The organism is Clostridium mediterraneense (assembly GCF_900091705.1).
Lineage (GTDB): Bacteria > Bacillota > Clostridia > Clostridiales > Clostridiaceae > Sarcina > Sarcina mediterraneense.
The window spans coordinates 1,652,620-1,670,650 of the sequence record NZ_LT594785.1; the positions used below are offsets into that span (position 1 = coordinate 1,652,620).

15 protein-coding genes and 2 pseudogenes are annotated in these 18,031 nt (G+C 27.3%); 6 read left to right on the forward strand and 11 right to left on the reverse strand.

Annotation, left to right across the window (positions count from 1 at the left end):
• Positions 1-52: 52 nt before the first annotated feature.
• A pseudogene (locus BN8917_RS09945) lies at positions 53-913 on the reverse strand (tRNA 2-thiocytidine biosynthesis TtcA family protein); the annotation flags it as partial.
• Positions 914-1,082: 169 nt separating this feature from the next.
• Here BN8917_RS09945 and BN8917_RS09950 point away from each other — a divergent pair.
• Both BN8917_RS09950 and BN8917_RS09955 read left to right on the forward strand, forming a co-directional pair.
• On the forward strand, positions 1,083-1,352 hold the full coding sequence (locus BN8917_RS09950; RefSeq protein WP_066873979.1) for an ACT domain-containing protein: 270 nt from the start codon (positions 1,083-1,085) through the stop codon (positions 1,350-1,352).
• 12 nt (positions 1,353-1,364) lie between these two features.
• Positions 1,365-2,717, forward strand: a complete 1,353-nt coding sequence (locus BN8917_RS09955) for a PFL family protein (RefSeq protein ID WP_066873981.1) — start codon at positions 1,365-1,367, stop codon at positions 2,715-2,717.
• Between the two features lie 64 nt (positions 2,718-2,781).
• Here the strand turns inward: BN8917_RS09955 and BN8917_RS09960 are convergent, their stop codons facing one another.
• Both BN8917_RS09960 and uraA read right to left on the reverse strand, forming a co-directional pair.
• Complete coding sequence (locus BN8917_RS09960; RefSeq protein WP_066873984.1) at positions 2,782-3,285, reverse strand: QueT transporter family protein; 504 nt, start codon at positions 3,283-3,285, stop codon at positions 2,782-2,784.
• A gap of 408 nt (positions 3,286-3,693) precedes the next feature.
• The gene (gene uraA, locus BN8917_RS09965) at positions 3,694-5,034 is read right to left on the reverse strand and encodes a uracil permease (protein ID WP_066873986.1); all 1,341 of its coding nucleotides are present in this window, start codon (positions 5,032-5,034) and stop codon (positions 3,694-3,696) included.
• 211 nt (positions 5,035-5,245) lie between these two features.
• On the opposite strand from uraA, the gene BN8917_RS09970 reads away from it, so the two are divergent.
• Entirely contained in the window at positions 5,246-6,829 is a 1,584-nt protein-coding gene (locus BN8917_RS09970; RefSeq protein WP_066873988.1) for an ABC-F family ATP-binding cassette domain-containing protein, read from the forward strand.
• A gap of 29 nt (positions 6,830-6,858) precedes the next feature.
• Here the strand turns inward: BN8917_RS09970 and BN8917_RS14380 are convergent, their stop codons facing one another.
• Positions 6,859-6,996 carry a hypothetical protein gene (locus BN8917_RS14380; RefSeq protein ID WP_159426737.1) on the reverse strand — a complete coding sequence of 46 codons (138 nt, stop codon included), beginning with the start codon at positions 6,994-6,996 and terminating at the stop codon, positions 6,859-6,861.
• Positions 6,997-7,182: 186 nt separating this feature from the next.
• A complete protein-coding gene (locus tag BN8917_RS09975; RefSeq protein ID WP_066873990.1) occupies positions 7,183-8,571 on the reverse strand; it encodes a glycoside hydrolase family 1 protein in 1,389 nt (462 codons plus the stop codon).
• A 146-nt stretch (positions 8,572-8,717) separates the two neighbouring features.
• Between BN8917_RS09975 and BN8917_RS09980 the strand changes: the two genes are divergently transcribed.
• Entirely contained in the window at positions 8,718-9,401 is a 684-nt protein-coding gene (locus tag BN8917_RS09980; protein ID WP_066873992.1) for a GntR family transcriptional regulator, read from the forward strand.
• Positions 9,402-9,451: 50 nt separating this feature from the next.
• Here BN8917_RS09980 and BN8917_RS09985 read toward each other — a convergent pair whose 3' ends face one another.
• The gene (locus tag BN8917_RS09985) at positions 9,452-10,777 is read right to left on the reverse strand and encodes an MATE family efflux transporter (protein WP_066873994.1); all 1,326 of its coding nucleotides are present in this window, start codon (positions 10,775-10,777) and stop codon (positions 9,452-9,454) included.
• Between the two features lie 322 nt (positions 10,778-11,099).
• Between BN8917_RS09985 and BN8917_RS09990 the strand changes: the two genes are divergently transcribed.
• A complete protein-coding gene (locus BN8917_RS09990; protein WP_066873996.1) occupies positions 11,100-11,552 on the forward strand; it encodes an RrF2 family transcriptional regulator in 453 nt (150 codons plus the stop codon).
• A gap of 198 nt (positions 11,553-11,750) precedes the next feature.
• Positions 11,751-12,230 carry a PDDEXK-like family protein gene (locus BN8917_RS09995; RefSeq protein ID WP_066873998.1) on the forward strand — a complete coding sequence of 160 codons (480 nt, stop codon included), beginning with the start codon at positions 11,751-11,753 and terminating at the stop codon, positions 12,228-12,230.
• 154 nt (positions 12,231-12,384) lie between these two features.
• Here the strand turns inward: BN8917_RS09995 and BN8917_RS10000 are convergent, their stop codons facing one another.
• From BN8917_RS10000 to BN8917_RS14385, 5 genes and pseudogenes are all read right to left on the reverse strand, one after another.
• Positions 12,385-14,565, reverse strand: a complete 2,181-nt coding sequence (locus BN8917_RS10000; protein WP_066874000.1) for a DNA topoisomerase III — start codon at positions 14,563-14,565, stop codon at positions 12,385-12,387.
• A 1-nt stretch (position 14,566) separates the two neighbouring features.
• Positions 14,567-16,015, reverse strand: a complete 1,449-nt coding sequence (locus tag BN8917_RS10005) for a PH domain-containing protein (RefSeq protein ID WP_066874002.1) — start codon at positions 16,013-16,015, stop codon at positions 14,567-14,569.
• Positions 16,015-16,467 (reverse strand): PH domain-containing protein, encoded by a 453-nt coding sequence (locus BN8917_RS10010; RefSeq protein WP_066874003.1) that lies wholly within the window; start codon positions 16,465-16,467, stop codon positions 16,015-16,017. Before BN8917_RS10010 ends, BN8917_RS10005 begins: the two co-directional genes overlap by 1 nt.
• 149 nt (positions 16,468-16,616) lie before the next feature.
• Complete coding sequence (locus tag BN8917_RS10015) at positions 16,617-17,363, reverse strand: FAD-binding oxidoreductase (RefSeq protein ID WP_066874005.1); 747 nt, start codon at positions 17,361-17,363, stop codon at positions 16,617-16,619.
• Between the two features lie 170 nt (positions 17,364-17,533).
• Positions 17,534-18,031, reverse strand: a pseudogene (locus BN8917_RS14385) (glycosyltransferase family 2 protein); the annotation flags it as partial.

Here is an 18,031-nt window from a genome sequence, read left to right on the forward strand (position 1 = left end):
TTTCATCAGCAAGCTTTTCATTAGTTAAATTTCCTACTGTATTTAAAAGACTTTCATCATCATAGAAATCTAAATATGAATGATGCTTACCATTTATTTGATAACCTAAAACTGCATCTATATTAACATTATCAGCAGCTCTAAATATTGATTTATCTACATCATTAAATTTCTTTTTAAATTCTTCTATCATATCTTTTATTTCAAAACGTGTATTTCCTATTTTCTTGGCAGCTACCATACATGCACAATTTAGTGGCCATATACCAGCGTTTTGAATAAAGTTTTTTATGTATCTTTCCTCTATATAATACATTGGTCTTATAAGTTCTATACCATCAAAATTACTTGCCTTAAGCCTTGGTAACATTGTCTTAAAGCTACCTGCATATAATATGTTAAGCATTGTAGTTTCTATAACATCATTAAAATGATGTCCTAAAGCAAGTTTATTACATCCAAGTTCTTTAGCTTTTGCATATAATGAACCTCTTCTCATTCTTGCACACATATAACAAGGATAATCCTGTGCTATTTTATCTACAACATTGAAAATACCTGATTCATAAATTTCTATTGGAATATTTAAATACTCACAGTTATCTTCTAAAAGCTTTCTTATATGTGGATGATATCCAGGGTCCATAGCTATAAATACAACTTCAAAGTTTACATTTCCATGCTTTTTTAATTCTTGGAATAACTTTGCAAGTAAAAGAGAATCCTTTCCCCCTGAAATAGCAATAGCTATTTTATCTCCCTCTTCAACTAAATTATAATTTTTTATACCTTTTATAAATTTTGACCATATATTTCTTCTATACTTTTTTATTATACTTCTTTCTATTTCATTAAGTGGCTTCCTTTCATTAAAGGGCACCAAAATATCGCATCCATTTCCTGCTATACTCATATAATCAATCACCTCGATATTTAAAATAATCTCTAATAATTATATCTTATAAACTATGCTTTTAATAGTTAATTTTTAAATCACTACATATATAAAATTCAACTTATAATAAGCAAAATATTAAATATTATGATATAATTAGTAAAAACTGTAAAATGAGGTGTTTTAGATGAAAGCTGTTATAACTGTTGTTGGAAAAGATAGAGTTGGTATTATATCAGAAGTTTCAAAGATTCTTTCAGATAATAATATAAATATACTTGATATCAGTCAAACAATAATGGAAGATTATTTTACAATGATGATGATTACTAATTTTTCAAATTGTAAAGAAGACTTTGGAACTATAAAAGAAATATTTAATGATTACTCAAAAAATAATGCTGTTGATGTAATTATTCAACATGAAGATATCTTTAATTCAATGCATAAAATTTAGGGGGCGATTTAAATGATTACTCAAAATGAAGTTCTTGAAACTCTATCAATGATTAAACAACAAAATTTAGATGTTAGAACTATTACCTTAGGACTTTCTCTATTAGATTGTGCTAGTGATGATATGAATAAAATTTGTACTAATATATATGATAAAATTACTTTTTCAGCAGAAAACTTAGTTAAAACTGGTGAGGATATAGAAAAAGAATATGGTATTCCTATAATAAATAAAAGAATTTCTGTTACTCCTATATCATTAGTTGCAGCTGCTACAAAAGCAAATTCCTATCTTCCAATAGCAAAAGCTATGGATAGAGCTGCTAAAGAAGTTGGAGTTAATTTTATTGGTGGATTTTCAGCTTTAGTACATAAAGGTTTTACTAATAGCGATTTAACTCTTATTAATTCTATACCAGAAGCATTAAAAGAAACTGATATAGTTTGTTCTTCTGTTAATATTGGATCTACTAGATATGGAATAAATATGGATGCTGTAAGACTGATGGGAGAAATAATAAAAAAGACATCTTCTATTACTCCAGATGGATTTGGCTGCGCAAAATTAGTTGTATTCTGTAATGCTGTTGAAGATAATCCATTTATGGCTGGTGCTTTCCACGGAACTGGAGAAGCTGAAAAAATTATAAACGTTGGTGTAAGTGGACCTGGAGTTGTAAAAAAAGCTCTAGAAGATATTAGAGGTAAAAGCCTACAAGAAGTTGCAGAAACAATAAAACAAACATCATTTAAAATAACAAGAGTTGGACAGCTTGTAGCTAAGGAAGCTTCTAAAAGATTAGATATTCCTTTTGGGATAGTTGATTTATCTTTAGCCCCAACTCCAGCAGTTGGTGATTCTGTTGGTAGAGTTTTAGAAGAAATAGGTCTTTCTAATTGTGGAGGTCATGGAACTACTGCTGCTCTAGCTATGTTAAATGATGCTGTAAAAAAAGGTGGTCTTATGGCTTCATCATCTGTTGGTGGGCTAAGTGGAGCTTTTATTCCAGTTTCAGAAGATGAATGTATGATACAACAAGTTTCTAATGGATTCTTAACAATAGAAAAATTAGAAGCTATGACCTGCGTCTGCTCAGTTGGACTTGATATGTTAGCAGTTCCAGGCTCAACTTCTGATAAGACTATTTCTGGAATAATTGCAGATGAAGCTGCTATTGGTATGATAAATAATAAAACTACTGCTGTAAGAATAATACCTGTCCCTGGAAAAAATGTAGGGGAAACAGTTGAATTTGGTGGACTCCTTGGAACTGCTCCTATAATGAGAACTTCCCCTGGTAATTGTGATTTATTTATAGATAGAGGTGGTCGAATTCCAGCTCCTCTTCATTCATTAAAAAATTAATTTATCAAATAAAAAAGGACGTTTCAATTTGAAACCTCCTTTTTATTTTGAAGCTTATTATATTTTATATAACTTTTCTATCTTTAAGTTTAACAAATATATATTTATATACTATTATTCCTACTATTGATACTGCAAAGAATTCTCCAGCACCAACTTGAACCATAGTTAATACTAATGGTGAATTAAATAATTTATTTAGCATGTATCCTATAATAACACCATTAAATAATACTGGCCAAAGAGAAGCTAAAAATACTCCCCACTTTGTATTTCTTAAATATTTTCCTGTTAAAGCTACACATACAACACTTATAAATGTTGCTGGAACTCCATAAATTATATTTGAAACAGCATCTGGTCCTAAACCATTAGCTATAAAACAACCTAGTGTTAATCCCCATATATAGAAAGGATCAATAAATGCTAAAAGAACCATTACTTCTGATAATCTTGATTGTATTGGTCCATAACTTATTGGTGCAAGCCATAAAGTTAAAACTGCATATAAAGCTGCAATAATAGCTGATACTACTAATTTCTTAGTTCTTGAACTTGTATTATTCATCTATTATAAACCTCCAAAATAAAAAAACCGTAATATAAAATTACGGTTTTAAACTTAAAATCTAAAATAATTACTATTTAAATAGGAAAATAATTTTTCCCATCAAAAATAAACTTAATCTTAAATAAGATTAAATTAAAGTTTTGCCGTAGTTTTATTTAGGGACAGGAAGCTTCCGAACTGTCCTATTCAATTAACATCACTATTTTATATGATAAATTAAATAAAATCAAATTTATTTTTTACATATATAAATAATTAATAAAATTTTAAGTAATTTAAAAATTTATTAATAAAAATCACTTAGACTTTTATATAAATCATAAAAAAAGAACTATCTTTTCTAGATAGTTCTTTTTTATTATTTTATAAAATGCCCTTAATTAAAATAATCCAAAATATTGCTTATTAATTTTCTTCTACAAACTCATCAGCATCTTCTTTTTCATTCATTATTCCTAGCTTATCAAATATAAGGAAAGCTATACTCATTACAACTGCAACTACAGTAGCTAAGCCCATTCCTTTTAAATCTACAGCTCCTATTTTAAGTGACATACCACTCATACCTACAACAAAAACTACAGATGTTAAAACTAAGTTTCTTGCTTTTGAATAATCAACCTTAGCTTCAATAAATGTTCTAATACCTGAAGCTGCAATACTTCCATATAAAAGAATACTTATACCACCAAGTACTGGAGTAGGTATTGTTTTTATTATTGTAGCAAGTGTTCCTGAAAATGCAAGCAAGATTGATAAAATACCTGCACCACATATTACATAAACACTATAAACTTTAGTTAATGCCATAACACCAATATTTTCTCCATATGTAGTTGTTGGAACTGAACCAAATAATCCAGATAAAGCTGTTGAAAAACCATCTCCCATAAGTGATCTATGAAGACCAGGATCTTTTGATAAATCTTTTCCTACAACACTACTTGTTACTGCTAAATGTCCAATATTTTCTGCAATAACAACTAAAGTTGCTGGAAGTATTGTTAATATAGCATTTATATTAAATTTAGCCATTTGCATATGAGGAACAGCAATTATACTTGCTTCTTTTATCTCATTAAAATTGACTAAACCAACCATACATGAAGTTATATAACCAACAACAACTCCTATTAGTATAGGAATAATCTTTAAAAATCCTTTTAATAAAACAGTTGCTAAAATTGTTGTTATAAGTGTTACCATAGATACTAAAACCCATGTCCCATTAAATGTAGGTGAATTACTAAGACCAACAGGGAATCCTGCCATGTCAACTGCATTAGGTGCAAGTTCTAAACCAATAATAGCTATAATAGCTCCCATAGCTGCTGGAGGGAATATTTTTTTAATCCATCCTGTTCCAATAAAAGCTACTAATATACCTACTCCTGCAAAGACAAGACCTGAAACTACAAATCCACCTTGAACTTCTGCATAAGAATATCCTCTATCTAAAAGTAATAATGTTGGTGCTATAAAAGCAAAGCTTGAACCTAAAAATGCTGGTATCTTTCTTTTAGTAATAAATGCATATAACAAAGTTCCTATTCCATTAAATAAAAAAGCCGTAGCTGGATCTACATGAAGTAATATCGGTACAAGAACTGATGCTCCAAACATAGCAAATAAATGTTGTAAACTAAATGGAAAAGCCTTTTTAAAAGGAATTTTTTCTTCAACTCCTATTATATCTGCAAGTCCTTCTTGGTGAATGTTTAATTGATTATTTAATTTTTTTGTCATTTCTTCCCCCTTCTTAGCCTCTCTGGACTAAATTAAAAGTTTTTATAAATATAACATAATGATATATCTAATACAATAGGATTTTGACTATATTTATGATATAATAGTCAATTGAAGTAACTTAAAGTAGCTTCAAATCTTTTTAAAGGTAAAAATATTAACTTTTAGTTAAATTTAATTTAGATTTTGTAAATTTGAAAGGAAGAAAAGAATGATTACAGTTACTAATGTCAGTTTAAGATTTGGTGAAAGAAAACTTTTTGAAGATGTAAATTTAAAATTTACACCTGGAAATTGTTATGGAGTTATCGGTGCTAATGGTGCTGGTAAATCAACTTTCCTAAAAATATTATCTGGTGAAGTTGAACCTAATACAGGAGACGTTTCAATGGCTCCTAACTCAAGAATGTCAGTTCTTAAGCAAGATCATAACCAATATAATGATACTGAAGTATTAAAGACAGTTATGATGGGAAACAAAAGATTATTTGAAGTTATGGAAGAAAAGGATGCTTTATATGCAAAACCTGATTTTTCAGATGAAGATGGTATGAGAGCTTCAGAACTTGAAGCTGAATTTGCTGAAATGGGAGGATGGGAAGCAGAATCAGATGCTTCATCATTACTTCAAGGACTTGGAATTGGAACAGAACTTCATTTTAAAAACGTTGGAGAATTAAAGGGAGACGAAAAAGTTAAAGTTCTTTTAGCTCAAGCTTTATTTGGTAAACCAGATGTTCTAATCCTTGACGAGCCTACTAACCACTTAGATCTTAAAGCAATTGAATGGCTTGAAAACTTCTTATCAAACTTTGAAGGAACAGTTATAGTAGTATCTCACGATAGACACTTCTTAAACATGGTATGTACACAAATATGTGACGTTGACTTTGGTAAGATAAAACTTTATGTAGGTAACTACGATTTCTGGTATGAATCAAGTCAATTAGCTCTTCAAATGGCTAAAGATCAAAATAAGAAAAAAGAAGAAAAAATTAAAGAATTACAAAACTTTATCGCAAGATTTAGTGCTAATGCTTCTAAGTCAAAACAAGCTACATCAAGAAAGAAACTTTTAGATAAGATTACTCTTGATGATATCCAACCTTCAAGCAGAAGATATCCATTCGTTGGATTTAAACCTGAAAGAGAAGTTGGAAATGATGTTTTAATGGTTGATGGTTTAACAAAGACTGTTGATGGAGTTAAAGTTTTAGACAACGTAAGCTTTATCCTTGGAAGAGAAGATAAAGTTGCTTTCACAGGTGATGAAATAGCTATCACTACTCTATTTAAAATCTTAATGGGAGAAATGGAACCAGATGCTGGTACATTCAAATGGGGTGTAACAACTTCAAGAGAATACTTCCCTAAAGATAATACAAAATACTTTGAAAACTGTCATTATTCACTTGTTGACTGGTTACGTCAATATTCAGAAGAAAAATCTGAAAGTTATTTAAGAGGATTCCTTGGTAGAATGTTATTCTCAGGAGAAGAAGCTCTTAAAGAAGCAACTGTTTTATCAGGGGGAGAAAAAGTTAGATGTATGTTATCTAAGATGATGCTTAGCCCAGCTAATGTACTTATATTAGATCAACCAACTAACCACTTAGACCTTGAATCAATAACAGCTTTAAATAATGGTCTTATAGACTATAAGAGTATCATATTATTTGCTTGTCACGACCACCAATTTGTTCAAACAATAGCAAGTAGAATAATTGAAATTAATGAAGGACAAATCAAGTTCAACAAAGAATGTACTTACGATGAGTATTTAGAAGCTAAATAAAAAAAAGCTAGGATAAAATCCTAGCTTTTTTACATTTCTTGATTTTCAATTAACATTTCCATTTCGTGTTTCTTTTTATTTAATCTCATTAATTCCACTCTTCTTCTTATACTAACTCTTCTATTTAATTTTTTTCTAATTCTACTTGCTGCTGATCTTTTGTTCATCTTTAGTCTCCTAAATAATCTTATTTTTTGTAACCATAACACAAACCCAAAGAAACTAACGAAATTATGTTTTTATAAAAATAAACTTTAAATCCCTAATATCGTTTCCTAATATTAGTTTAACATTTTTTTAACAATATTTCATTACATTATATTTTTATTGTTAAATATTTATCGTATAAAGTTTTATTCTACTAATTCATTACTATCAGAGACTTTTTTAATCCAATATCCTGATTTTTTTATTGTTTTATTAAGAGTTTCTAAATCTAGAGAAATAAATCCATATCTATTTTTATATGAATTACACCATGACCAACAATCTATTGGTGTCCATAAATGATATCCCTTACAATTTGCACCTTCTTCTATAGCTTTATGAAGATGAATTAAATGTTCCTTTATAAAATCAATTCTATAATCATCTTCTATCATTCCATCTTTATTGATAAATTTCTCTTCACCTTCAACACCCATACCATTTTCAGATACATACCATTTTATATTTCCATAATTCTCTTTTATATTTACAGCAATATCATATATAGCTTCAGGATATATCTCCCATCCTCTATGCTTATTTATTCTTCTTCCTGGCATTAGATAATTTTCAAAATATTTATCTGGCATCCATGTACTTTCCTCAAACTCAATTTCTCTTGCCTTAACTCTTCTTGGTTGATAATAATTTATACCTAAATAATCAACTTTGGATTCCCTTATAATATTAAGTTCCTCCTCTGTTGATTCCCATAAAACATTATCCTTTGCCAATAATTCTACAAGCTCACTTGGGAATTCTCCCTTTACAGCTGGATCAAGGAACATTCTATTAAAGAATAAATCGGCTATATTTGCAGCTTCTAAATCTTCCTTTGAGTTTGATCTTGGATATGAAGGTGTTAGATTTACTATTATACCTATTTCACCATCATAGTTTCCTTCTTTATAAGCCCTTATTGCTTTAGCTGATGCAAGATTTATATTATAAGCTACTTGTACAGCCTTATTTCCATCAACTAAACAAGGATAATGGAATTTGTATAAATATTGTCCTTCAACAACTACTATTGGCTCATTAAATGTTGTCCACTTATCCACTCTATCTGCAAATAACTCAAAACACTTCTTTGCAAAATCACAATATAAATCAACAACTTTCTTTGATTCCCATCCACCAAATTTATTATATAAATCTATAGGTAAATCAAAATGATGAAGATTTATAATTATATCTATATTATTTTTTATACATTCATCAATTACATCATTATAAAATCTTACAGCATCAGGACAAACTTCTCCTGTTTCAAAATCTTTTATAAGTCTTGACCATTGTATAGATGTTCTAAATGAATTAAGACCTATACTTTTTAACATAGCTATATCTTCTTTATAACTATTATAAAAGTTTGATGCTACATTAGGTCCAACTCCATTATGGAAAGTTTCTTTAGATATATCAAACCAATAATCAAAAACACTATCATTTGCCTTATTAAATCTCCCTTCAGATTGTGGACCTGAAGTTGCTGCCCCCCACCAAAAATCTTTTGGAAAAACATATTTATTCATATTTAATATCCCCCTATGTATACGTTTCATTGATTATATAATAGAATTATTTGATTTAAAAATCATTGCTTGTATAGACAAAGTACATAAAATTTGTTGTATATACTCAAACTCCTAATTATAATAAAATAAAGGGGGTTTTTACATTGACTAGCAAAGACATAATAAAAGATATGATAGAAAATATAGTAAGCGGTGAACTTAAAGAATTTTCAAAACTCGAATCTGAAGCAAAACTTGCTAAAATGTATGATTGTAATAGACATACTATTCGTGTCTCTATTCAACATTTAATTGAAAGAGGCTATCTTACAAAAGTTTATGGTGGTGCCACTTATGTTAATAAAATTCCAACAAACCATCTTCTAAGCTTATCTTCTATGTTTGATTTACATGCAGCTAAAAATTTAAGTAGTAAAATATTTTATTTAAAAAAAATTATAGCTAATGATGATGTTGCTAATAAATTGCAATTAGATGATTCTAAAGAAGTATGGCATATTTTAAGAGCTCGTTATATTAATAATGAATTACATCATTTAGAAAATACATTTATGCCAGTATCACTATTTCCAAACTTAACAAAAGAAAAATGCTTAGCTAGCATATTATATTATGTAGAAACTGAACTTGGATATGAAGTTTCACATGCACATAAAACAATAGAAAGTTCATTTTTTACATCAAGAGAAGCTGAACTTTTAAATATAGAAGAAAGAGCACCTAGTTTAGTAGTTTATAATATTGGATATTTAACTAATGGTAGGCCTTATGAATATTCAATAAATAAACATAGAAATAAAAGAATAGAAGTTTTTTCAAAAAGATAAAATAAGGACTATCTATTTAGATAGTCCTTATTTTTATATATAAATTTTTTCTAATATAAATGTAATCTACATCTTTTCTTAACTCTAAATTCATACACAAGAAAAGCAGTTATTCCCTTTAATGCACTTGTAACAGCTATACTTACCCATATTCCATTAACTCCAAGAAATTTAGCAAGAACCATAGCTATCGGAAGTCTAGAAAGAGTAAATGTAATACTTATTACAGCTGGTATTTTAGGTATACCAAGTCCTGTAAATACTCCATTAGATATCACTTCTAAACAAGAGAAAATCTGAGCTATCCCTATTATTATTAGATAATTGCTAGCACTTTCAATTGTAGATTGATTTGATACAAATAAACTTACTATTTGTTTTGGAATTACTAAGAATATTATACTTGTTATAAGAGAATATCCAATACCTATAAGTAAAGTTTTATGATACCCTTCGTTTATTCTATCAAACTTTTCAGCTCCATAATTTTGTCCTGTATATGCTGAGATAGCACGATTTAGTCCTCCTATTATCATCAGAGTAATTGTTTCTATTTGAAGTCCTATCTTTTGAGCTGCTATAGCATCAGCTCCAAAATTAGCAATTATTCTAGCAAGAACTATACTTACAAGTGTAAATAATATTCTTTGTGATGCAGTAGGAAATCCAAGCTTGATTATCTCTACTACTTTTGCCATTGACACTTCTAAATGTCTACAATATCTAAATGGGCTTCCTTTTTTCATCAAGAACATTATAAACATTAATAATTTAGATATAAGAGTAGCTACTGCTGCACCCTCTACTCCCATATTAAAAGTATATATAAAAATAGGGTCTAAAATTATATTTAAAATAAGCCCTAGCATACTTATATTAAGTGCTATTTTGTTGTTTCCAAAGCTTCCAAGTATTCTTGTAAAAAGAAAATTATAAAAAGAGAAGAAAAGCATTGGCGCGCTTATAAGTAAATAATTACGAGCTTCTTGTTCTAATGCTGCATTATTTAAATCAAAGAAATCTATAAGATACTTTCTAAATATAATTAATATAGCGCAATATACTACTGCTATAATACCATTTAAAAGCATTCCAATATTTATATATTCCTTTAACTGTTTATCATCTTTTTTCCCTATAGAATGAGCTACTTTTATTCCAACCCCTACTATTACTAAGGAATTTATAGCATATCCTAAATTTATAAAGAAATTTGATGTCCCAACAGCTGCTACTGCACCACTTCCAAGTCTTCCTACCCATAGCATATCAATAAGTCCATAAGCTACTTGTAAAAATGAAGTTCCCATTATAGGTAAAGCAAGTGAAACAATAACTTTAAAAACATTCCCTTTGGTTAAATCTACTTTTTCCATCTATTTTCCTTTCCATTTAACCCCTTAAACAAAAATAAATATAATAAAATATTTCTCACCATATCTATTAACATCTATATATATTAACATAAAAAATAATATTTATTAACAATTTATTTTAATATTTTTTAAGATATTATTTAATATATTAAAAATAAATATACTAAATTTTCTAGTTATAATTTAATATTTTTTATTCATATATAGTACTCATATATTATTTTAAGATTAAATTTATTTAAATTTAGCTATAATATCCTTGTTTTTTTATATAAATGATTTAGAATTAAATTAAGGATAAAAATAAAAAAGGAGCTTTTCTATGTACTTATCAAAATTTACAGACTATTCATTTAGAGCTTTAATATATCTTGCTAGTAATAGTGAAAGACTTTGTACTGTTGAAGAATTATCTACTAACCTAGATATATCTGAGCATCACTTAAAAAAAATAATACAAAAACTTGCTAAAACAGATTATGTCATATCATTAAAAGGACGTTCAGGAGGACTAAAACTTGGTCTTGAACCTAAGGACATTAACCTTGGATCTATATTAGAAATTACAGAAGAAAATCTTAATATAGCTAGTTGTTTTGCCTCAGTAGAGAATTGTCCTATTTTATCTAAGGGTTGTAAGTTAAAAGGTATAATGAATGATGCCTTAGCTAAATTTATAGAGGAATTTTCATTATATACTTTAGAAGATATTTTAGATTGTAGTACTAAATCTAATAATCTAGAATCAAATATAAATATAAAAAAGAAAAACTAGATTTAATTTCTAGTTTTTCTTTTTATACTACATATCGCTATTCTTCATTCTTATTTACAGCTTAAATCTGCTTATCAAACTTTTTATTCCCTTCTCATTTACAAATCATAATTTGAGGTTTATTTAATATCTTTATGTTAATAAACTCCTTATTTACTGATATAATATTATAAAACCAAAATAAAGGGGGATTTAATTTTGCTTAAAGATGATATTTATAGCTACTCTATGTTATTTAATTCATTAGAATTCCAAACCCTTAATAAAAATCTTAATAAGTTTAATCCAATAAAAATTTTAAAAAGTTCAAAATATAAAATAAGACATTCTAATATATTAGCATGGCTGCTTACACCTAATGAAAACCATAATATGAATGAATACTTTTTAAAAGGATTTATTGCAAAGCTTTTATCAAAAGAAGAAAATATAGATATTCTCACTAATATAAATTTAGATATATCTCAAATTCTAAGACTAAATTCTTATAATATTTCAATTGAAAGAGAAGTTAAAACTTCTAAAAAAAGATATATAGATTTACTTATAATATCTAAGACAAAAAAATTTGTATTTCTTATAGAAAATAAATTTTACTCAAAGGAAAGTGAAAATCAACTTAATGACTATCTAGAGTTTGTAAGAAATAAGTATAATTCTCTAAAGAACTACCAATAGAAGATTGGACAAACTCTAAAGAAATATTTGAAGTAATGAATATACTTTATAATAATACTGACCTACAAGATAAGTTAAGAAAAATAGACACTATTAAACTCTAAAATATAAAAAGAGACTTATACTTTCAATTTCAAAGTATAAGTCTTTTAGTTTATTTAAAACCTTTAAGTAAATCAGCAAATGGATTATTTATATCTTGTTCTGCTTCTTTTTGCATCTTTCTCATTATATTATTAACTTCTTTTTTACTTACTTTAGATTTTTTATCAGCAAATCTCTTTTTAAATACTGCATCCTTTTCTTTAAAGCCACATCCTGTACATACATATACCTTTCCAGCACCATGTCCTCTTAATTCAAGTTTTTTCTTACATTCAGGACATCTTGCATTAGTTATAGTTGTAAGGCTTTCTCTATATCCACATTCTCTATCTTGGCAAACAAGCATCTTTCCTTTTTTACCATTAACCTCAAGAAGATATTTACCACACTCTGGGCATTTTCTTCTTGTCATATTATCGTGTACATATTTACTATTTGCTTCTTTAATCTCTTCAATAGATGCTACTGAATAATTTCTCATTTCTTGTAAGAAATCTTTTTGATTAAGCTTTCCTTTTTCTATAAGTGCAAGTTTTTGTTCCCATTGAGCTGTAAGTGTTGGACTCTTTAATTCTTCTGGTGCAAGGTCTAATAATTGCTTACCTTTTGAAGTAACTATTATTTCATTACCTCTCTTTTCAAGCATAAAGCTATTAAATAATTTTTCTATTATATCTGCTCTTGTTGCAACAGTTCCAAGTCCACCTGTTTCTCCTATTGTCTTTTTAAGCTCATTACTTTCTCCAATCATGTATTTTGCTGGATTTTCCATAGCTGATAATAATGTTGCTTCATTAAATCTTGCAGGAGCCTTTGTTTTTCCTTCTGTTATTTTTACTGAGCTAATATTTAATATATCATCTTTCTTTACTTCTGGTAAAACTTGATCCTTTAAATCACTTTCATCATCATTTTCTTCTATATGACTATATACTTCTTTCCATCCAAGCTTTTTAACAATTTTTCCTTTTGCTTTAAAAGTTTCCCCTGCTACATCAAGATTTAATGAAACCTCTTCATATTCAAATGCAGGCATTAAAACAGCTAAAAATCTCTTTGAAACAAGTTCATATACCTTTCTTTCCTTATCTCCCATAAGTGAAAGATTTGCTCTTTCTTCTGTTGGGATAATAGCATGGTGATCACTAACCTTTGAATTATCTATAAATGATTTATTAGCTTTTATTTCTGTATTCATAAGCTTTACTGAAAACTTACTTAAAGAACCAACAGCACAAGCTTTCACTCTATCCTTTAAAGTTCCAAGCATATCATCTGTTAAATATCTTGAATCAGTTCTTGGATATGTTAAAACTTTATAATTTTCATAAAGTCTTTGCATTATAGAAAGAGTTTCTTTGGGTGTATATTGAAACATCTTATTACAATCTCTTTGCAATTCTGTTAAATCATATAATTTTGGTGAAAAACTCTTTTTACTTGTTTTATTAATTTCTTTTACTACAGCCTTTTGACCTTTTACAACTGCTAGAACTTTTTCAACCTTTTCTTTAGAATATGTTCTTGTATTATTAGATTTATCAGCCCATATAAATTTAATATTATCAGCCTTAAGCTCTAAACCATAATAATCCTTTGGTACAAAGTTTTTTATTTCTTCTTCTCTTGAATTAATAATTGCTATCGTAGGTGTTTGAACTCTACCACATGATAATTGAGCATTATGCTTACAAGTAAGTGCTCTTGTTGCATTTATTCCTACAACCCAGTCAGCTTCTGCTCTTGCTTCAGCTGCTCTATATAAATTATCATAGCTTCTACCATCTTTTAGCTTATTAAATCCTTCTTTAATAGCCTTATCTGTTACAGATGAAATCCAGAGTCTTTTTATAGGCTTATTTACATGAACTTTTTCAAGTATCCATCTAGCAACAAGTTCTCCTTCTCTTCCAGCATCAGTTGCTATTACTATTTCACTTACATCTTTTCTAGTTAATTGACTTTTTACAGCATTAAATTGTTTAGCTGTTTTAGGAATAATGACAAGTTTCATATGCTTTGGAAGCATTGGTAGATGCTCCATCTTCCAATCTTTCCATTCCTTATTATAAAATTCTGGTGCAGCAAGAGTTACTAAATGCCCCATAGCCCAAGTTACAATATATTTATCTCCCTCTAAAAAACCATTTCCTTTCTTCTTACAATTTAAAACCCTTGCAAGGTCTCTTCCTACTGATGGTTTTTCAGCAAGCACTAAAATCTTACTCATCTTATTTCCTCCTAATCTTTATTCTTTTATTCATTCCAGCTTTAATTTCTTTATATAAATAGCTTTCCATATTTTTAACCTTAATCCAGTCCATTTTTTTTTGAGAATAAAATTTTATTTTATAATCACAAATATCTTTTCTCCTTTGGAATGGATTAACTACCTTAGTACATTCTATCATACTAGATGCTCTAATAAGAAAAATTCTTCTTACAAAAGACCTAGAACTAAAATATAGTACATCATCAGATACTGCAAGCCCTGAATTTTTCTTTACAAGAAATCTCCATAAAATAGTTAAAGGAATTAATATTCCCCCAATTAAAGAACCTTTAGTCATAAAATAAACTATAACAGCAATAACTGCTGACCATCCTATCCATGACATATAAAAATTATTAAAAGCCCTTTTAGGTGGTATATGAACTTTTTCTGTAAACTTAAATTCAGGAATTATATCTTTTATAATATAATCGCATATTTCTTTATCACAAAGTGGAAATATTATTTCATCCTCTTTAGGTGAATTACCAAATCCAACAACTGCAGCTTTTAGTGTATATAAACCTAAAATTTGATTTATTAAATTCTGCTCGATTTTTATAGCGTGTACCTTATTTATATTTATTGAATATTCCTTCCTAACAAGTAAACCATGCTTTATATTTATATAATTTTCAATTCTATATAATCTAAATTTATAATACTTAAAAATAATTCCTATAATAGAAAATATAATGATGACTACTACTAATATAATTATACTTAGTAAAAAATATATAATAAAAGCTCCTATATCCTTAGTTAGTAAAAAACTATTATTAATTAATTTAAAAATCAAATCTTTAATATCATCTTTAAACTGTTGATCTATTAAACTTATAAAATGTGCTAAAGAATATATAATACCAATACCTAAAATTATATTACTTCTAAGTGTAGCTAATATTAATAAGTGTCTACCATATATTTTATAGCCAAATTCAGCTGATATATTATCCTGAACTTTATATCCCATATATAAATTAGTATTTATAGTTACAACCTTCTGAAATTCTCTTATCTTATCTTTTTTAATAATCATTACTATATCAAATCTTCTATCTTTCGGAGAAATACTCTCTATTTTTAATTTTTGAATTCCCATAATAACATAAACAATATTTCTCTTAAACTCTACTAAAGAAATACTATTTAAAGGGATTTTGACTCTTTCAGTCATAAATATACCTTTTTTATAAATTAAATACTCCTCATTTATAAAAATATATTCATTTAACCATTTTAAAAAGCAAAATGAAGCTAATAATATAAATGTAAAAATAATATAATCAAAACCATATGCTATTGATGGAATTGTAATAACTATTAAAACTGCCCATAATTTTTTTAATAATTTATAATAATTTATAAGTATTGTATACCAATGATTTCTTCCATAATATATCATCAGTACTCCACCTTATTATCTTTCATAATATTCCAAAGTTCTTTGGCTTTTTCATTATCTAACGATTTTATTACTCTATGTCCAGCAGTAGTATACAATTTAACCTTATTTATCCTCAGTAAATAATCTAATGGATCTTTTGTAATTATTATATATTTAATGTTTTGTATAGGCAGATAAACAGATTTTCTAAAAATAGCTCCATATTTTATTTGAATTTCATTCTCGGATATATAGTACTTAAAAAGTAAATATTCAATAAATGGAGATATTATAGATATATAAAAACCTACTATATTTACTAAACACATTAATATTATTAAATAATAAGAATAGATATTTATAGCCTTATGCTTAAATGTAATATAACATATATTTAAAATTACAATAAAAGCTAATCTTGTTATTATCATTTTTAGAATAAATCTTTTATTTAATCTATACTCCTTCATAATTCCCCCATTATAATTTTAATTCTTTATTATTATACACTATTTATCCAATTTCAAGATATAAAAATAAAACTAAAGGGCTGTCTCCTTATGAGACAGCCCCTATAATAACTGTTATATATTAATATTTAAAGTTGATTGTTTTTATTCTAGAAGAATTCAAAATTAATATCTTCTTTAGCTATTTCAAGCTCTGTTAAGTATGTTTGTAATGATTTACTAAAATCTTTTGATCCACAGAAATAGAAATCAGCATCTAAAGGTAAATTATCTGCTATCCATTCCTTTGTTATATAACCTTGAACATGGTGGTCTTTTCCAAGCTCATTTTTTTCTAATGGTCTTGTATAGAATACTATGTTATCAATCATCTTATCTGCTACATATTGTTCAACTTCTTCATGTAAAACTTGATAATCAGAATTTCTAAAGATTTCTACATATTTTATGTTATCTCTCTTACCAATAGTGTCCTTTAATATTGATAAAACAGGTGTTATACCAATACCAGCTCCTATTAATACTATTGGTCTTTCCTTTGGAGCATCCTTTAAACAGAATCTTCCTGCTGGAGGTCTAACCCCTACTACATCGCCTTCTTCAACTATATCTGTTAAATAAACACTTGCTCTTCCATCTTCAACTTTTCTTACTGTTATTTTGTAGTAGTCGTTATTTGGCTTATTTGATAAACTATAACTTCTTACTACATCATATTTTTCATCACCTGAGTTTATTTTTATAGTAACAAATTGTCCTCCCTTAGGTAAAACAACTTTTTCTCCATCAACTGGCTTTAAGTATAAAGATGATACTTCTGCATTTTCCATAACCTTTTTATATACTACAAAGTCCTTGAATCCCTTCCAAGGTTGTACGTTTTCTAAATTTTCCATAATTATTATATCCTCCTATGTAACTAAAAACTTTATCTCTTGTTTTCAACTTTTTATATAATAATTTATAACACTTTTACTCTTAACTTAAATATTATTAAAACCTTTATATATAATACTAAAAAAATATTAACAAATTATGAACATATGATATTTTTTTATAAAATTATTTATTTCCCAGATTTTTTTAAGTATAAGAATATAAATAAAGCTGGTGAATATGCCGCTAGTTTACTCCACATAAACATACTATTACCATATCTATTATTCTTTTTATTACTTTCTACAAGATATTTTTTTACTTGTTGTTGTTTTATTTTATTTAAAACATCTTTTTTATTTTTACTATTTAATGAACCAAGTATTTGATACATAATATGTTCAACAGCAAATCCACTCTCTATCATTCTTTCAAAATCTAGACCTAAACCTTTTTTTCTAGCAGCTTCTATTAAATCATCCATAGAATCTACAACTGTTATATTCTTTCCTATGTTCGGAGTATTAGTTAAAGAATCTTTTCTTTGATAATAATAAGCAAGACTTTTATCTATAACTTTAACTTTTGTAGAATTCCATAAACTTTTAAATATAAAGTTTAAATCTTCTGCTGCATGTGCACCTTCAACAAAATTTAAATCATTATCTAGAATAAAATCTCTTCTATA